General features: G+C 39.2%; 18 protein-coding genes. 16 read left to right on the plus strand and 2 right to left on the minus strand.

Annotated features, from left to right (window positions below; translation table 11 throughout):
* The first annotated feature begins 375 nt into the window (after positions 1–375).
* The 12 genes from ACROAE_RS18820 (at position 376) to glnS (ending at position 13085) form a co-directional block, all read left to right on the plus strand.
* Positions 376–1158 carry a DUF3450 domain-containing protein gene (locus ACROAE_RS18820; protein WP_432405121.1) on the plus strand — a complete coding sequence of 261 codons (783 nt, stop codon included), beginning with the start codon at positions 376–378 and terminating at the stop codon, positions 1156–1158.
* The gene (locus ACROAE_RS18825) at positions 1158–2513 is read left to right on the plus strand and encodes a MotA/TolQ/ExbB proton channel family protein (RefSeq protein WP_432405125.1); all 1356 of its coding nucleotides are present in this window, start codon (positions 1158–1160) and stop codon (positions 2511–2513) included. The genes ACROAE_RS18820 and ACROAE_RS18825 overlap by 1 nt, the downstream gene beginning before the upstream one ends.
* Entirely contained in the window at positions 2513–3040 is a 528-nt protein-coding gene (locus tag ACROAE_RS18830; RefSeq protein WP_011638074.1) for a MotA/TolQ/ExbB proton channel family protein, read from the plus strand. The genes ACROAE_RS18825 and ACROAE_RS18830 overlap by 1 nt, the downstream gene beginning before the upstream one ends.
* Positions 3041–3053: 13 nt before the next feature.
* Complete coding sequence (locus ACROAE_RS18835; protein WP_124016392.1) at positions 3054–3458, plus strand: ExbD/TolR family protein; 405 nt, start codon at positions 3054–3056, stop codon at positions 3456–3458.
* 1 nt (position 3459) lies between these two features.
* Positions 3460–4080: an energy transducer TonB gene (locus ACROAE_RS18840; protein WP_432405129.1), complete on the plus strand. Its 621-nt coding sequence runs from the start codon at positions 3460–3462 to the stop codon at positions 4078–4080.
* A complete protein-coding gene (locus ACROAE_RS18845; RefSeq protein WP_432405134.1) occupies positions 4080–5327 on the plus strand; it encodes a tetratricopeptide repeat protein in 1248 nt (415 codons plus the stop codon). Before ACROAE_RS18840 ends, ACROAE_RS18845 begins: the two co-directional genes overlap by 1 nt.
* Positions 5328–5581: 254 nt before the next feature.
* Positions 5582–7411 (plus strand): DUF885 domain-containing protein, encoded by a 1830-nt coding sequence (locus ACROAE_RS18850; RefSeq protein WP_432405137.1) that lies wholly within the window; start codon positions 5582–5584, stop codon positions 7409–7411.
* A 140-nt stretch (positions 7412–7551) separates the two neighbouring features.
* Positions 7552–7830, plus strand: coding sequence for a peptidylprolyl isomerase (locus tag ACROAE_RS18855; RefSeq protein WP_432405139.1), 279 nt, complete (start codon positions 7552–7554; stop codon positions 7828–7830).
* An 87-nt stretch (positions 7831–7917) separates the two neighbouring features.
* Positions 7918–8454 (plus strand): GNAT family N-acetyltransferase, encoded by a 537-nt coding sequence (locus tag ACROAE_RS18860; RefSeq protein WP_432405142.1) that lies wholly within the window; start codon positions 7918–7920, stop codon positions 8452–8454.
* A gap of 198 nt (positions 8455–8652) precedes the next feature.
* Complete coding sequence (locus ACROAE_RS18865; RefSeq protein ID WP_188739786.1) at positions 8653–8892, plus strand: FeoA family protein; 240 nt, start codon at positions 8653–8655, stop codon at positions 8890–8892.
* Positions 8885–11197, plus strand: coding sequence for a Fe(2+) transporter permease subunit FeoB (gene feoB, locus ACROAE_RS18870; protein ID WP_432405147.1), 2313 nt, complete (start codon positions 8885–8887; stop codon positions 11195–11197). Before ACROAE_RS18865 ends, feoB begins: the two co-directional genes overlap by 8 nt.
* A gap of 217 nt (positions 11198–11414) precedes the next feature.
* Positions 11415–13085 carry a glutamine--tRNA ligase gene (gene glnS / locus ACROAE_RS18875; protein ID WP_432405150.1) on the plus strand — a complete coding sequence of 557 codons (1671 nt, stop codon included), beginning with the start codon at positions 11415–11417 and terminating at the stop codon, positions 13083–13085.
* Between the two features lie 73 nt (positions 13086–13158).
* On the opposite strand, the gene ACROAE_RS18880 is transcribed toward glnS, so the two are convergent.
* On the minus strand, positions 13159–13755 hold the full coding sequence (locus tag ACROAE_RS18880; RefSeq protein ID WP_432405153.1) for a Yip1 family protein: 597 nt from the start codon (positions 13753–13755) through the stop codon (positions 13159–13161).
* A 373-nt stretch (positions 13756–14128) separates the two neighbouring features.
* Here ACROAE_RS18880 and miaE (ACROAE_RS18885) point away from each other — a divergent pair, with 373 nt between their 5' ends.
* The 3 genes from miaE (ACROAE_RS18885) to ACROAE_RS18895 all read left to right on the plus strand — a co-directional run bounded on the left by miaE (ACROAE_RS18885) (position 14129) and on the right by ACROAE_RS18895 (position 16074).
* Positions 14129–14272 (plus strand): tRNA isopentenyl-2-thiomethyl-A-37 hydroxylase MiaE, encoded by a 144-nt coding sequence (miaE, locus tag ACROAE_RS18885; protein ID WP_432405156.1) that lies wholly within the window; start codon positions 14129–14131, stop codon positions 14270–14272.
* Positions 14273–14500: 228 nt separating this feature from the next.
* Entirely contained in the window at positions 14501–15265 is a 765-nt protein-coding gene (gene miaE, locus ACROAE_RS18890; RefSeq protein WP_432405175.1) for a tRNA isopentenyl-2-thiomethyl-A-37 hydroxylase MiaE, read from the plus strand.
* Between the two features lie 197 nt (positions 15266–15462).
* Entirely contained in the window at positions 15463–16074 is a 612-nt protein-coding gene (locus tag ACROAE_RS18895; RefSeq protein ID WP_432405159.1) for a hypothetical protein, read from the plus strand.
* Positions 16075–16095: 21 nt separating this feature from the next.
* Here the strand turns inward: ACROAE_RS18895 and ACROAE_RS18900 are convergent, their stop codons facing one another.
* Positions 16096–16713, minus strand: a complete 618-nt coding sequence (locus ACROAE_RS18900; RefSeq protein WP_432405163.1) for a hypothetical protein — start codon at positions 16711–16713, stop codon at positions 16096–16098.
* A 440-nt stretch (positions 16714–17153) separates the two neighbouring features.
* Here ACROAE_RS18900 and ACROAE_RS18905 point away from each other — a divergent pair, with 440 nt between their 5' ends.
* Positions 17154–17426, plus strand: coding sequence for a hypothetical protein (locus ACROAE_RS18905; protein WP_432405166.1), 273 nt, complete (start codon positions 17154–17156; stop codon positions 17424–17426).
* The last annotated feature ends 120 nt before the right edge of the window (positions 17427–17546 follow it).

The raw sequence follows: 17546 nt of genomic DNA on the forward strand, positions 1-17546 counted from the left end.
AATAGGTATACATTTAAGCGGTCAATAATTTAGGGTTTTCTATGCTTTTGAATTAAAACGATTATACCTTAAATTGTAGTGCTTTATTATTACAGATTTATGTTGAAAATGTATATTTATTCACCTTTCATTTACATTGGTAGTCTTAACAGCTCTTTCTACTCGTTTTTACGCTTTGCAAATGTTGACACAGGTCAACATTTTGTGAAATGATGCCAACGGGTCTGCGCCTTAGCTGGCGTGGAAAAGGGAAGAAAACTAACAATCACAAGAAAAAGACACACTTAGTCGAATTAACATTGATAACAAATTTTTATCATTCGTTATTTACGCTTTAGTAGAACTTTTTAATTCACTTCAAATTGGTTGGGAACTATGTCCAAGGTAAGCAATAGAACAAAAATCGCTACTGCACTTGTTGGCGCACTGGCTTTAGCGGGTAGCAACTTCGTTGTTGCAGGTCCTCTAGCTGACGTTCAAAAAGCTGATAGCAGCCTTAATGCTGCGTCTGCCGCGTCACAACAGAAAGTCGACAAATATTTTGACCAAGCACAAGACATGCTTTTTGAGTATGGCAGCGTTGCTGACGAACGTGAGTCATTAAAATCATATAATGATTACGTTGCAGGCTTGGTAGCTGATCAACAAAAAACACTTGATTTAATTCAAACTGACATCAATGGCGTTGATAAATTACGCCAAGGTGTTGTTCCATTAATGTTTAAAATGGTTGAGGCTCTAGATCAGTTTGTTAATCTAGATCTTCCATTCAACACTGAAGTTCGTAAAGCACGTGTTGAAAACCTAAAAAGTATTCTTAATACAGCAGAGGTGACTCTTGCTGAAAAATACCGTTTGATCCTTGATGCATACAGCATTGAACGTGAATACGGTAGCTTCGTTGCAGTTCACACTGGTAAATTAAGCTTAGACGGTAAAGAAGTGTTAGTTGACTTCTTCAACCTAGGTCGTGTTGCACTTTACGCACAAAGCTTAGATCAGAAAATAGCATGGATGTATGACGCTGACGCTAAAACTTGGAACAAGTTAGAAGACAGCTACTTACGCGATATTACAAAAGGTATTCGTATTGCTCGTAAGCAAGGCGCTCTAGACCTATTCGCATTACCAATTCCTGCTGCGGAGACTGCACAATAATGAAGAAGTTAATTACATCAGCGCTAGTGGCTGCAACTTTCTCTTTAACAGCCGGTATGGTTTCTGCTGCTGATGCACCGAAAAATATTGACCAGCTGTTACAGCAAGTTAAAGTTGATCGTGCAAATGACGGTAAAACCAACGCTAAACGCGAAAGAGAATTCCAAGCAGAACGTGGCGATAAAGCTGCTCTACTTAAGCGTGAAAAAGACGCTTTATCTGCTGAAAAACAGCGCGGTAAAGATTTAAACCAAGCCTTCTTAGATAACGAGCGTAAAATTGCTCAGTTAGAAGAAGACTTAAAAACTGCTCAAGGTGACTTGGGTGAAATGTTCGGTGTTGTTAAAGGTGAAGCTGGCGATTTCGCTGGTAAACTTGCTGCATCGAATATCAGTGCACAGTTTCCAGGTCGCGATACATTTATTGCTGACTTAGGCGCTCGTAAATCATTACCGAAAATTGAAGAACTAGAACAATTCTGGGAAGCTCAATTATTTGAAATGGTTCAATCGGGTAAAGTCGTTAAGTTTGATGGTGCAGTTACAGCCATCGACGGTAACGTTGTGAATACTTCTATTCACCGTGTTGGTCCGTTTAACTTAACTGCTGAAGGTAAATATGTTGTTTACAAGCCAGAATTAAGCTTGATTCAAGAGTTATCTCAACAGCCTGAAGGTTACCAAGTGAGTGCAGTCGGTTCATGGGAAAATACCACATCTGGTAATGCTCCTTTCTATATCGACCCTGCACGTGGCGTGTTACTAAACATCTTCACTAACAAGGCTAGCCTTGAAGACCGTTTAGAAGCCGGTGGTACAATTGGTTATATTATTTTGGCTCTACTTGCATTAGGTGCATTAATTGCTCTTGAGCGCTTAGTTACACTTACTGTTATTGGCGGTAAAGTGAATAGTCAGCGTAAGAACATCGATAACCCAGGTAACAATGCTCTAGGCCGTATCTTGAAAGTTTACCAGTCTAACAAAGATGTTGATGTTGAGACATTAGAGTTAAAACTGGATGAAGCTATTCTAAAAGAAACGCCAGCTTTAGAAGCGCGTATCTCTATTATTAAAGTTATCGCTGCTATCGCACCTATGATGGGTCTACTAGGTACTGTTACCGGTATGATCGCAACCTTCCAATCAATTCAGTTATTCGGTACTGGTGACCCTAAATTGATGGCTGGTGGTATCTCTATGGCGCTTATCACTACGGTTCAAGGTCTTATCGCTGCATTACCGTTAATGTTATTGCATGCAATCGTTGTTGCGCGTAGTAAGTCTATTGTTCAAGTTCTTGAAGAACAAAGTGCTGGTATTATTGCAGAACATGCTGAGAAGAGGGCTGACTAATGATGCTAATCCTGATGGACGTATGGGATTCCGTCAGGGGCTTCATGGCCTCCGGAGGCGATGTCCTCTGGTTGGTTGCAGCAGTGCTATTCCTAATGTGGGTGTTAATGCTTGAACGTTATTGGTATCTAAATTGGATATCACCTAAACAACATCAAGCAGTAATTGCCTCATGGGAAGCAAGAGAAGAAACAACTTCTTGGCATGCTCACCGTATCCGTGAAGCTTGGGTATCCCAAGCGAAGCAAGATTTGAATGCACGTATGCTGTTAATCAAAACCCTAGTAGCCATTTGTCCAATGATTGGTTTATTAGGTACCGTAACCGGTATGATTTCAGTATTCGATGTGATGGCAGTTCAGGGGACGAGTAATGCTCGTTTAATGGCCGCTGGTATCTCTATGGCCACTATGCCGACTATGGCAGGGATGGTTGCAGCGCTATCGGGTGTTTTCTTTAGCACTCGTTTAGACTCAAAAATGAGAATCAGTTTAGAAAAGCTAAAAGACAGCATGCCTCACCACTAGAGAGAGATTGAACATGGCACGTAAGAAGCATTCCAGTATGGAAGAGGAAGCTCAAATTGATATGACCCCGATGCTAGACATCGTGTTTATCATGCTGATCTTCTTTATTGTAACCACATCGTTTGTTAAGCCATCTGGCTTAGACTACAACAAGCCTAAAGCGTCACAGGCTACGTCTAAACCATCGGCAAACATTTTTATTGGCATCAGCAAAACTGGCGTCATTATGATGGAAAACCGTCAGGTTGATATCGAACGTGTAACCGCTAACGTAGAACGTATGTTAGCTGAAGCACCTGAAGCAGCTGTATTGATTCAAGCAGACAAAGACGCTTTACATGGTCTAGTTGTTAAAGTGCTTGATAACGTGAAAGCTGCGGGTATTGACAAAATTTCAGTATCAGCGGGGAATGAGTAATATGCTAAGAGCACTCGTATCAATAATCATTGGTGCTGCAGTGACTTTTGGGCTGTTTGCTTTCATGGCTTTCCTAGTCGGCGGCGGTGCGCAGCGCAACGGCGATTCAGCGGAATCCCCTGTTATTGAAATTACGATGGATAAACAGGATTCGAAGGCACAGAAAAAACCAAGGGTTACACCTAAGCCACCTCCACCACCGGAGCAGCCACCGAAGCCGGATACTACTCCGCCTGACTCATCATCTAATATTGACACCAACTTGGCGTTCAATATGGGTGGGATTGAATCTGGTGGTCCAAGTACAGGTTTCAAGCTAGGCAATATGATGACCCGTGATGGTGATGCTACGCCTATCGTTCGTATTGAGCCTCAGTATCCAATTGCTGCAGCTCGAGATGGTAAAGAGGGTTGGGTTCAACTTACCTTTACTATCAACGAACTAGGTGGTGTTGATGATGTATCTGTTATCAAAGCTGAACCTAAGCGTTTATTCGATCGTGAAGCGATTCGCGCATTGAAGAAGTGGAAATATAAGCCAAAGATTGTTGATGGTAAGCCATTAAGACAAGCTGGCATGACAGTACAACTTGATTTTACTTTAGAGAAGGGAGGTAGATAATGCGTAAAGTTACTAGTATCGCTACAGCGTTATTACTTTCAGTCTGTACAAGTGCAATGTTGTCTGGTTCTGCATTTGCAGCTGAAAAGTGTGAGATTGATAAGCGTCAATCTCGTGCAGTAGGCGAAAGTGCAGCTAAAAAAGTACAAAAATCTTTTGAAGCGTATACCGAAGGTAATTTAGATCAAGCCATTTCAATATTGCTTGAAGCTAATGCTAAAAACGATTTCGACAAAGCTTATGTTGATCGTATGTTAGGTAACTTCTACGCTGAAAAAGGTCAGATGGGTACAGCAATCAAGTATTTAAAGACTGCTGTAAACGCTGATATTCTTGGTGGTACAGATCATGCTGCAACAATGCGTTTGTATGCGGATTTATTACTACAGGAAAAAAAGTTTAAAGAAGCGATTCCATACTATTACAAGTGGATGGACTTTACCTGTAAAGCTGATGCGCAAATGTATCGCCGAATCGGTATTGCTCACACTGAACTGAAAGAATGGAACAAAGTACTGCAAGTAGCTGATAAGGGTTTATCTTTAGCTGAAGCACCTGATAAAGGTCTGTATCAGATGAAGTTAACTGCTTACTTTAACCAGAAAAAGTACAAAGAAGCCGTAAAAGTATTAGAAGTTATGGTTCCTTTGTTCCAAGACGACAAGCGTCTATGGGTTCAGTTAGCTCAGTTTTACTTAATGACTGAAGATTATGATAAATCATTAGCAACTTATGATTTGGCTTATAAAAATGGCTTTTTAGAGACAGACGGTAACATTACTCGTTTAGCTCAATTGTTAGCGCAAAAAGGTTCGCCTTACAAAGCGGCAACAATTTTTGAAAAGCACATGAAGTCAGGTCTTATTGCTGAAAACGAGAAGAGTTTATCTACTCTTGCTGGTTTTTATCATAATGCTAAAGAGCTAAAAGAAGCTGCTTACTATTACGGTAAAGCTGCTGCTGTTAGCAATAAGGGTGATTTATTCTTAAAGCAAGGTCGTATCTTAGCTTTAGAACAAAAATTCAATGATGCAATTCCAGTGCTCAAAAAAGCACTTGATGCAGGGATTGATAACCCTGGCGAAGCTCAGTTTGAGTTAGCTTTAGCATACCTCAGTTTGAAAAAGTACAAGTCAGCTTATAATCGTGCAGTTCTTGCTGCCAATGATAAGAAGACTGAACGTAGTGCAAGAAGCTATATTTCTTATATTAAAGAAAAAGCGCGTATTCACAACGTCACGCTTTAACGACTAGTGCTAGTAAAAAAAGCCCCTTTTTAGGGGCTTTTTTATTGCCTGATATTTAGTGGTTGCTCATGGATTGTGTACTAAATTGTTAATTTATGTGTATTTGAATAAGTTTAGTTTCAAGTGATGCGCTGCATAGATACAATGTAGTCATGATTTTATCCAAGTTTTTAAATTGCTTACAGATGGACTTAATTCTGTGTCCTTCAGCGTGAGCCTATAACCCTGTGTGAATGTGTTAAGGAATAATAACAATGAAAAAAACGATGTTGGCATTGTCTGTGTCATTATTAATCGCCACTCAAGGGTGTTCAGATAATACTATTGCGCCTGAAGTAAACAATACCCAAAGCGCTTCAAAGAGCTTGGTTGTTGAACAAACTGCTTCCGAAAAATACTTGGCGATGGTCGATGCTTTTTTTAATGACCAGCTAAAGCTTGAACCTATTTATGCTACTTTTGTTGGGGTTAACGACTATAACGACCAATTTGGTGGTTCATTAACTGACGCATACTTAACCGAACGTCATCAACTCAATAGCCGTTATTTTGATTTAGCCAAATCAATAGATGTTGAACAATTATCTGCTCCGCTTAAATTAAGCTATGACATGTTTGTGTATGATCGCAACATGGAGCTTATTGGCGAAACGTATCCAGAACGTTTTTTACCCATTAATCAGTTTTATAGTACCGTGTTTACCATGGTTCAATTGGGAACGGGTGAAAGTGCACAACCATTTAAAACGGTAGAAGATTATAAAAATTGGTTATCAAGGCTTCGTGGATTCATTAAATGGACAGAATTAGCTCAACAACGTATGGATGAGGGTATAGCAAGTAAAGTCGTACTTCCTCGAGTGTTAGTTGAAAGAATCATTCCCCAGTTAGATGCTCAATTAGTGGAAGGTGCGAAGAACAGCTTATTCTATTCGCCTATTAATTTGATGCCAGAGAGTTTTAGTGCGGATGAAAAATCTGATCTGACTCAACAATATCAAACTGTGATTGAAAAAGAGTTACTGCCTGCTTTAGCTCAGTTACGTCAATATGTTAATGACGTATATTTGCCAAATGCAAGAGCATCAGATGGTTGGTGGGGGTTACCAAATGGTAAAGATTGGTATCAACAACTGGCCAATAGCCATACAACCACAACATTGCCTGTAGATGAAATACATCAAATAGGCTTGTCTGAAGTCGCTCGAATTTTATCAGAGATGGACAAGGTCAGAGAACAGGTTGGGTTTAAAGGCGATCTAACTGCATTTTTTGCTTCATTATCTTCTGAGCCTCAATACTTTTTTACTGATAAACAAGATTTGATTGATGGTTATATGACTATTAAAGATCAGATTAATGCGGTTTTACCTCAATATTTTGATGTAATGCCAAAAGCCGATTATATCGTTAAACCTGTAGAAGCCTTTAGGGAGAAATCGGCTGCAGGTGCTTCATATGAATCTCCGGCTGTAGATGGATCTCGTCCGGGTATTTTTTATATCAATACGTATAATTTAAAAGCCCAGCCTAAATGGGGAATGACAACGCTATCGTTACATGAAGCCGCTCCAGGTCATCACTTCCAGATAGCTATCAAACAAGAATTAACGGATGTGCCTCAGTTCCAACGTTTCCAAGGATATACTGCCTTTGAAGAAGGTTGGGCTTTGTATGCAGAATATTTAGGAATTGAAATGGGCGTGTTCAATGACCCATATCAATATTTTGGTAAGCTTTCTGATGAAATGCTCAGAGCTATGCGTTTAGTGGTTGATACCGGGCTGCACGCAAAAGGTTGGAGCCGTGAGCAAGCTATTCAATACATGAAAGACAATTCGCCAATGGCTGAGTCTGATATCGTCGCTGAAGTAGAGCGCTATATGGCGATCCCTGGTCAAGCTTTGTCATACAAAGTGGGTCAATTGACGATTTTACGTTTACGTGCCGATGCTGAAAAAGCATTAGGTGATAAGTTTGATTTAAAAGGTTTCCATGATCAGCTATTAACTACGGGGTCGTTACCAATGGCCGTAATGGAAAATAAGATAGCGACTTGGATAAAAACCGAATCAGCCAAATAATGGTTTAGAATAGAGTGCTTAAGGTCTTGTTGATTTTCTAGGTTATTTAACCTTTACATATCAACAAGCCTGCGGTGTCATCTTAGTGTCATTATGTTAGTGTTATTTTTTAATTGAGAATATTTTTTAGGAGCCTTTATATGGTACAAGCAACAGCAAGACATTTACTCGTTAGCACGCAAGAGCAATGCGAATCGTTAAAGCAACAAATTGAAGCCGGTGCGGACTTTGCAGATGTCGCTAAAACAAACTCTTCTTGTCCTTCTGGCGCTCAAGGCGGCGACTTGGGTTCTTTTGGCCCAGGTATGATGGTCAAAGAGTTTGATGAGGTGGTATTTAGTGCCCCGTTAAATGTTGTTCAAGGCCCAGTTAAGACTCAATTTGGTTATCACTTACTTGAAGTGACTAGTCGTGGTTAATGCTTAATGCATTAATTGAGGAAATGGCAGCCTAGGCTGCCATTTTTTATGGATGTTAAATCGTTTTTAGAATCATGAAGGCTAACTATGCAAGCAATGTTATACGCCGATAAAGTGGTGTTACGTAATTTGACCTTAGCGGATTGGGATGATTTTCTATCATTGCATTTAGATACATCAGTACAACAATACATTCGCCCAGTAGAGAGTGAAGACAATATCAAAGCTATTTTTGCTCAGCGCATTGAGCCTTGGGCATTCGAGGCTGGTGAATGGCTATCTTTAGTCATTGAGCGTCTTGATACCCACGAATTTGTTGGGTTAATAGGTTTTAGGTGTGATGATTTATTGCTAAAGCGCGCAGAAGTAGGGTATTTGATTGCGCCATCCCAGCAAGGTATGGGGTTTGCCACCGAAAGCTTACGCGCTGTTATTGATTGGGGATCTTTACAATATAACATGCATAAATTTTTTGGCATTTGTGCCAGTGAAAATATTGCATCACAGCGCGTTCTTGAGAAAGTCGGGTTTATTTTGGAGGGAACATTACGACAACACAGTTGCATAAATGGCACTTGGTTTGATGATTGTTACTTAGGTTTATTAACGTCGCAAAGGTTGTAATTGTGCATTCATATTACGCATAAATAGAAAATAAATTGCATCATGCACTGTATTCTATTGGGCATTTGTCACATAATACGTAATACAAGTGAAAACTATTCTCGTTAGCAGGTAAAACTTTGATCTAGATTCGAGTTTCGCCGGCTAAGCTCAGATAAAATTTCAGACGTTAATAATGTTGTTGAAGGTATATGTTACATGAAGCTGAGTGAACTAAAAGCAGGTGACCGCGCCATTATCTCTGAAATCGGTCAATTAACGTTACCGCAAACCGTAAAGCGTAAGTTGTTATCAATGGGCATAACACCCAATACACATTTTTCTTTTATTCGCCGAGCACCGATGGGATCTGGGGTTGAATTAGATTTACGTGGCAGTAAATTATGTATGCGTTGTGATTTAGCCGATATCATTGAGGTAGTAATAACTAATGACTAAACAATTCCATTGCGTCACGGTAGGTAATCCAAACGCGGGTAAATCGACCCTTTTTAATGCGCTCACTGGTGCCAATCAACAAGTGGGTAACTGGTCTGGCGTAACCGTCGAAAAGAAAACCGGTAAATTCAATTACTCTGGCGTTGAAATCTCTCTCACCGACTTACCCGGCATCTATGATTTATTGCCAGCCGGCAACAGTTGTGATTGTTCTTTAGATGAACAAATTGCTCAAAACTATTTAGCCAATCAACAAGTTGATGCCATTATGAACCTTGTTGATGCCACAAACGTAGAGCGTCATCTCTACCTAACGACTCAGCTGCGTGAGCTCGGTATTCCGATTATTGTTGTTATTAATAAAATTGACGCGGCCAAAAAGCTGGGCATCAATATCAATGTTGCAGATATGTCTAGCCGTTTAGGTTGTCCTGTTATTGCCATCAGTTCTCGTAATCAAGCTGATGTTGAGCAATTACAATCAGATGTATTGACCTTATTAAACAGCAACGAGGCAACAATACCTTTAGTCCTGCAATATTCTGACGATATTGAAGCCAGTATCAATGCGTTACAGAACCAGAATGATAGTCAAGACCTACCAACGCTTAGCCGGGGTCAAGCCTTATCTATTTTAGCTAACTGTCATGGTAATGCTTGTGGTACCAGTGAAGTACAGCTACACGAGACCGTGCAGCAATGTGCTCAACGTGCAGAGCAAAATGGCGAAGATATTGAAATTATGATCGCGACGACGCGATATGATTATGTGCAAAAAGTATTTGAATCTTCAGTAAACCAAGGAAAGCACATCAGTGCTTCTGATAGATTAGATAAAGTGGTGTTGCATCCGGTTTTGGGTATTCCTGTATTCCTGTTCGTTATGTACTTAATGTTTTTATTCAGTATTAACGTAGGTAACTCATTTATTGATTTCTTCGATATCACAGCAGGGTCAATTTTTGTCGATCACTTTGGTGCGTTATTAGCATCAATGGGCTCGCCTGATTGGTTAGTGACCATTTTAGCTGGCGGGGTTGGCCAAGGTATTCAGACTGTTGCAACGTTTATTCCGGTAGTCGCGGCGTTATTTTTAGCATTATCGGTATTAGAAGCGTCTGGTTACATGGCCCGAGCAGCATTTGTGGTGGACGGTTTAATGCGTCGCATCGGTTTACCTGGCAAAGCTTTCGTACCTATGATTGTCGGTTTTGGTTGTTCAGTACCGGCAATTATGGCAACCAGAACCCTAGGCAGTGAACGGGAACGCATCGTGACAGGCATGATGGCCCCGTTTATGTCTTGTAGTGCTCGTTTGCCAGTGTATGCGTTATTTGCGGCAGCGTTTTTCCCGCAATCTGGTCAAAACTTAGTGTTCCTTCTGTATATCATTGGTATCTTTGCTGCTATTGGCACTGGGTTACTATTACGTAAAACAGTATTACCAGGTACAAGCAGCGCAGTGGTAATGGAACTTCCAAGTTATGAAATGCCTAAAACCAAAGCGGTGTTCTCTCGCACTACAAAGCGCACTAAAAGCTTTATTATGGGCGCAGGCAAAACCATTATTATTGTTGTAACCTTGCTTAACTTCGTTAATGCAATTGGTACAGATGGCTCTTTTGGCCATGAAGACAGTAAAGAATCATTATTAAGTGTCGCCAGCCAACAAGTTACGCCGCTATTTGCACCAATGGGCATTGAACAAGACAACTGGGCAGCCACTGTGGGTATTATTACCGGTATATTTGCCAAAGAAGCGGTGGTAGGTACATTAAACAGTTTATATAGCACTGCTGATGGCGATGAAGAAGAAATGCTGTCTATATGGGATAGCGTTAAAGTTGGTCTAGCCACAATCCCTACCAATTTATTGGGTATTGAGCCAGATGATCCATTATCTATTGCGATAGCGAGTATTACTGATTTAGATGAAGCTGCAGCAGAGTTGTCTGTTGATACTTCAACCTTTAGCGCGTTACAGAGTGGCTTTAAAAGCCAGTTAGCCGCTTTTTCATATCTATTGTTCATATTGCTTTATACACCTTGTGTGGCTGCAATGGGGGCTTTAGTTAATGAGTTTGGCGCTAAGTGGGCTCGATTTGCAGCAATTTGGACGTTTTCATTAGCATACGGCTCAGCTACAGTTATCTATCAGGGTGCGACGTTTACTCTGCATCCTTTACAGTCGGCCAGTTGGATTGGATTCTTTGCGGTGGCATTAGTTGCTTTTTACATGTGGTTAAGTAAAAAAGGCAGACAAGCTCAACAGATTATTCCTGGGATCCGTATTGTGACTGAATAACCATTGTCGGACAGTTAACGTTAAACTAAAAACCCAGCCTAGCTGGGTTTTTACTTTTCAAGAAAGAAAACAGCCTTCTAATCAGGTTCTATTGGAGTGATTTGATGTTTTTTGTTTATCTGACGATCTTTTTCCTCGCTAGTAGTTGTAACTGCTGAAGATCTGTAGGATCATCTGTTTTTTATTCATATTGCCATTGTGTGCCAAGAGGAATTCCATGAGTCATGTGGACACCGAAGTACGTCCTAGTAACTTCATTCGTAATATCATAGACGAAGACCTAAGTAGCGGTAAGCACAGCCAAGTTCATACTCGTTTTCCGCCAGAACCTAACGGCTTTTTGCATATTGGACACGCTAAGTCTATTTGCTTAAATTTTGGTATTGCAAAAGATTACCAAGGTCAATGTAACTTACGATTTGACGATACTAATCCTGAAAAAGAAGACATTAACTATGTTAAGTCTATTCAGGAAGATGTGCGTTGGTTAGGCTTTCAATGGTCTGGCGATATTCGTTATTCATCAAATTATTTTGACCAATTGCATCAGTATGCAGTGGAGCTCATCACAAAAGGTCTGGCTTATGTTTGCTTCTTAAATGGCGAACAAACACGTGAGTACCGTGGCACATTAAAAGAGCCGGGTAAAAATAGCCCATACCGTGACACTAGCCCTGAAGAAAACCTCGCGCTATTTGAAAAAATGCGCATGGGTGAGTTCAAAGAAGGTGAGTGTGCGCTTCGTGCCAAAATTGATATGGCATCACCTTTTATGTGTATGCGCGATCCGATTATTTATCGTATTCGTTTTGCTCATCATCATCAAACAGGTGACAAGTGGTGCATTTATCCAATGTATGACTTCACGCATTGTATTTCAGATGCGATTGAAAATATCACTCATTCAATTTGTACATTAGAGTTTCAAGACAACCGTCGTTTGTACGACTGGGTACTCGATCATTTAGATGATTTCCAAGCGCCTAATCGCACACGTCAATATGAGTTTTCTCGTTTAAATCTTGAATACACTTTGATGTCAAAGCGTAAGTTAAACGATTTAGTCACTCGCAAATTGGTTGATGGCTGGGATGACCCGCGTATGCCAACTATTGCTGGATTACGTCGTCGTGGTTATACACCCGCTTCTATTCGAGAATTTTGCTTACGCATTGGCGTGACTAAACAAGAAAACTTGATTGAAGTCGGTATGTTGGACGCATGTATTCGTGAAGAATTAAACGAACATGCGCCACGTGCAATGGCAGTATTAAGACCTGTTAAAGTGGTTATAGAAAACTACCTTGATACCTCGCCTGAAAAAATCACGGCTCCAGCACATCCTAACAATGAAGCGATGGGTACGCGTGAGCTGTCTTTTGGTCGCGAGCTGTTTATTGATGTTGAAGACTTTAAAGAAGAAGCCAATAAACACTTCAAACGCCTTGTTTTAGGCAAAGAAGTGCGCTTACGTAATGCTTACATCATTAAAGCTGAACGCTGTGATAAAGATGCTGAAGGTAACATCACAACTATTTACTGTACTTACGATGCTGACACGCTAGGTAAAAACCCAGCAGACGGCCGTAAGGTAAAAGGTGTTATCCATTGGGTTGAAGCTAGCACGGCTAAACCTGCTGAGTTCCGTCTTTATGATCGTTTATTCACCAATGAAAACCCAGCAGCATTTGAGACAGTGGATGAAGTGATTAATCCAGAGTCTTTAGTTGTTGTGAATGGTTTAGTTGAGCCAAGCCTCGTGAGCGCTGAAGCTGAAAAAGCCTATCAATTTGAACGTGAAGGTTACTTTTGCGCCGATAGTAAAGACTCAAGTGCAGAACATTTAGTCTTTAACTTAACGGTGCCACTGCGCGATACGTTCGCATAGTGAGTACAATTGATAAATAGTACGATCAAAAAAGGCGCTAGCAGCGCCTTTTTTATATCGAGAATTTAGGGTTTTATTGCATCATAGGGCCAAAACCCACACTCCATAAAATGATACTTGAAGCCATTAAAGCGACCAATAGTACCAACCCTGCAGTAACTACAGAGCTTGCGTAAATAAAGCCTTTTTCTTCGGGTATGTTCATAATAATGGGTACCCCAGCGTAAAGCAGGTATACCGAGTAAGCCAATCCAATTAACCCCACCACCATAATAAACCAAAGAACAGGATATAAAGCGGATAACCCGACCATAAACAATGGGGTAGCAGTATATGCAGCAAGTTCTAGTGCTTGAGTATATGTGGGATCTGCATCAAACGTTCTTCCCATCCAAAATGCCAAATAAGCTAATGCCAATACGCCAACAATCAAGCCGAAGTACATCCCAATAGACATAAACATTGCGCTTTTAGAGGTTAAAAATAGTGGCTCGCCCACACCAGGATGCCAACCAATATGGGCTGTAGCAAAGTATGAACATACTGCAGGAATTAGCGCGATAAGTAACACATGACTTAAGCTACTTTTCAGTGCTTCGTGATTTTTTTCAATTGTTTGCCACTCTTGTTTTGGATGAGTGTAAAGCCCCATTAAGTGATTTAGTACCATTATAGTTATCCTTGTTTAGCATTTTCGACCTAGCTCGCCAAACTACAGACGAACTGACTACAGCTCATTATCAATCGCCTTAATCAGCTCACAACACTTTGCAAAAGACTGATAAAAGCTAAACATAAAAACTGTTTACTGTCTGTTGCTAAGCTATCACCTCATCCCAACCAGAGGTTCTCTTTAAGGAGATTGAAGACATTGGTTAACGGAGTCATCAATTAAAGTGTTAATGTTTCGTTAAATTCCCAATGCTAAGTCTATTTATTGAACATAAATAGACTTTCGTCAAGTTGTATTACGATTTCAGCTTCAGAAAAGATCATCAAAACGGTAAAATGAACCTCAATGTTAGACTCGGATCGATATACAAATGCAGCAACTACTCGCGCCAATTAATCAATTTCTAGGCTGTGAAACCCCAAACAGTTGGATTGAGCTCGCTAAACAGCCCGAACAATTAACGGCTTTACTGATTGATCATTGCAACTGTGAGCGAAAAAAATACTCAATTTAGTCAGAATAATTAGCGTGTTTATGTAAGCGATTGATTGCTATTGACTTTTTTATCCACCTCAATATGTGCAATACAAAAGCACATTAACTGCACAGCCTCGGTTAGATAATGTTGATATCTGCATAACAAGATAAAATATCTGAACCAAAATCCTTACTTTTTATCGACAAATTTATACTTTTTCCGTGTTAAAATTCTATTAATGCTCAAAGAGACTGAATGCAACAAATGACAAACCAACAATTATTAGAACCGATATACGCTTTTTTAAAGTGTTCGACACCAGAAGCTTGGATTGAAGAAGCAAAAAAACCTGAAAATTTATCAATCCTGTTACGCGACCACCTAATCTGTGAGTTAAAAGCTGCTCAAAGTGCCGCTCTGTTATTAAAACGATATGTATTAGATGATGATGGGGCAGGGCAAGTTGCAAAGCTTATAGACCCTTACAATCAATATGCTTATAAGCTGGTCGGCAGTTTAGATACTTTAAAGGCAAAAAATACATTATCAATTAACCTTGAACCACGTCCAGACTGCAAGTTTGGTCAAGATATGATTGATAAGATGGTTTTACTCATTAGGGAAGAACTTCATCATTTTTATCAAGTTTTAGAAATTATTGAAGATAATCAATTTACTTATGAAACCATAGCGGCTTCTTCTTATGCCAGAGTTATGATCAAGCATATCCGCAATCACGAACCTGAAACATTGATTGATAAATTGATTGTTGGAGCATTCATAGAGGCACGTTCTTGTGAGAGATTTGCGAAAATAGCACCTAACTTACCGCCAAAAATTGGTAAGTTTTACATTTCTTTATTACGCTCAGAAGCCCGACATTTTCAAGATTATCTGGACTTGGCAGAGCAAATAGCAGGAAAAAAAATAGATGAGAGAATAGCCTTTTTCGCTGAAATTGAAGCTGATTTTATCCAATCACCAGACTTTGATTTTAAATTTCATTCTGGAAGTCCTATTTTTATTTAATCTTAACTGTTTCTTTTGTTAAAAAGAGTGAACAAAGTTTGCAAAATCTTTTGCTACAACCGACACAATGGACTTAAAATCGATTTATATCGTTATTTTAAAGAGTAGTAGGTCGTAAATTCATCCAAATATAGTACTTTTAGTATGCTCTCTAGAGCTTGTGTTGAACTTAACAATATGATTTAAAAGGAATTTAAATGAAATCAATGGAATTTATTAAAGGTGATTTTAAAATATCAGAGTGGTCTATTGAAGATGACAAGCTGGTCTACGGAACTTTTAAAACAGAAGAGCTTCCTATCTCAGAGATAACTAGTATAAAAACTTTGGAGATTATAAGAAAAAAGCACTTTATAGAGCTGAAATTTTCTACTGGTCAATACGCAACCGCCACAATGGATAGTAAAACCTACGAATTTTTTTATACCCTTTTTGTAAAAAATGGTAACAAAAGTAAAAGAATTAAACTCCCAATTACAGGGAAGTCTGAGAAGAATATTTTCTGGACAATCGGAGGTGCGTTCGTTTTAATTAGTTATGTTCTCAGTGGTTCAAATGATAATCCACCAACGCCAAATTCTAGCTCAACGCAATCAACAAACACTTCAAGCATTTCCGCAGAATCATGTATAGCAAATATAAATGCAATAACTATGTATGATATACCCAGATTCAGAACCGTGAGTAAGTCAAATTACTCAGTTCAAGTTAGTTATACAAACTACTCAGGTAAAGTGCATCAATTCAAGTGTGAAAATGGCAAAATTCAACTTTTTGCTGAAGGTGCTGGAATATGGATGGATATGTAACTCTCTTTTTAATAATATTTCCTACGAATCTCGGATTGATCTCAGGTTCTTCTTTATGCCTTTAGAGAAGATAATATAATTACTGTGGTATTCACTGATTAGTTTACTTCGTTCTTGCCCATCAGTCTCATATGCTTTATCAAGGGTTTGAAACAATTCGTATACATTACGCTCATAGTCGATAAAATCGTACTTAAATTGGGTTAGCTCTTTTTCGGTGAGTAATGATTTAGCATAGTCTACCTTCCGTGAATAAGAACAAATATTTTCTCGCATTTCTTGAGATAAAGAAGTTCGTTCTTGCTTGTGGTTTTTATAGACTGGTGGTGTTTTCAATGTACTATGTTCATCCCAGTAGATACCATTATATCGTGAAGCTAAATCAAGAGCATTTATAGCAATTTCTTCTAATTCATAAAATGCCTTAAATCGTTCTGAAAATACATACTGATTTCGCCAAATATTAAGACCATACAAGGCTACAATTGCTGCAAATAAAGTTGCTAAGGCTGAAAGAGTAGTAGAAAAGCCATTGATTATTATCAATACATCATTTTCCACATTGAGATTAATTCCGAAGATAACACCGACTAAAACGAGTGCAAAACAGCAGGAAACAATTACGCCATCAATCTTCATTTAACCACCATATTGTTAACTGCTTATGAAAGGCTCACCCGATAAAGTCGGCTGCCCAAGTTATTGATTTATATCATCCTACATCCACTATATTTTTGAGTAAAGTGATAAAGTATTCTTAAAATCCCAAAAAACTGAGGTTGCTCGTTAATTTTATTTAAAAATAAGGATAAAATTTATTTTAAATATTATCAATAGCTTATGTCGTTTTGAATGGGTGTGGATTACAGCTATAGACCTAATTTATGAGCTGTTTTATTTAAATTAGGCCAATTTCATTATACCAATATGCGAAATTTGTTCATTCGGTTGAACAGAGTTTAACCCGTGAAAAATGTAATATTTAAAAGCACCGAGCTATTTTTTTTAACTTCCCTATTCAATTTGAATCTAACATTTTATTATTTAATATCATTATGTTAGCTGTTAAGCGTAGCAATATGCACACCTATTGTTTTAATGAGCTTAAAGCGGCACAAACAGCCATGATGATGATCCGCAAATACGCTATTGATAAACAAAGTGCGCAAGTGCTCGTTACCTGGGCAAAGCCTTATGAAGACTTTGTATACAGTCAAGATCGTGATGTTGAGGCATTTTTAAATCGTGATATTAAAAAGAACGACATCACTAGTGAGCTCGTGGCTAATACGGCCATAAAAAACAGTGCTGATTTAATGGTGAAAATGGTGCGTTTAATCAAAGATATCTAGCGTCAATTAACTTGGCCGGTTCCGCGTCAATTATCTTGGCCGGTTGACACCGAATTTTATTTGCTCTTATTGAGCGCTGTTTTGCGTCGGTAACTTTCACCTTCGCAATGAATAATCGTT

The organism is Shewanella sp. MF05960, from assembly GCF_050849305.1.
In the GTDB taxonomy this organism is placed as follows: Bacteria; Pseudomonadota; Gammaproteobacteria; order Enterobacterales; family Shewanellaceae; genus Shewanella.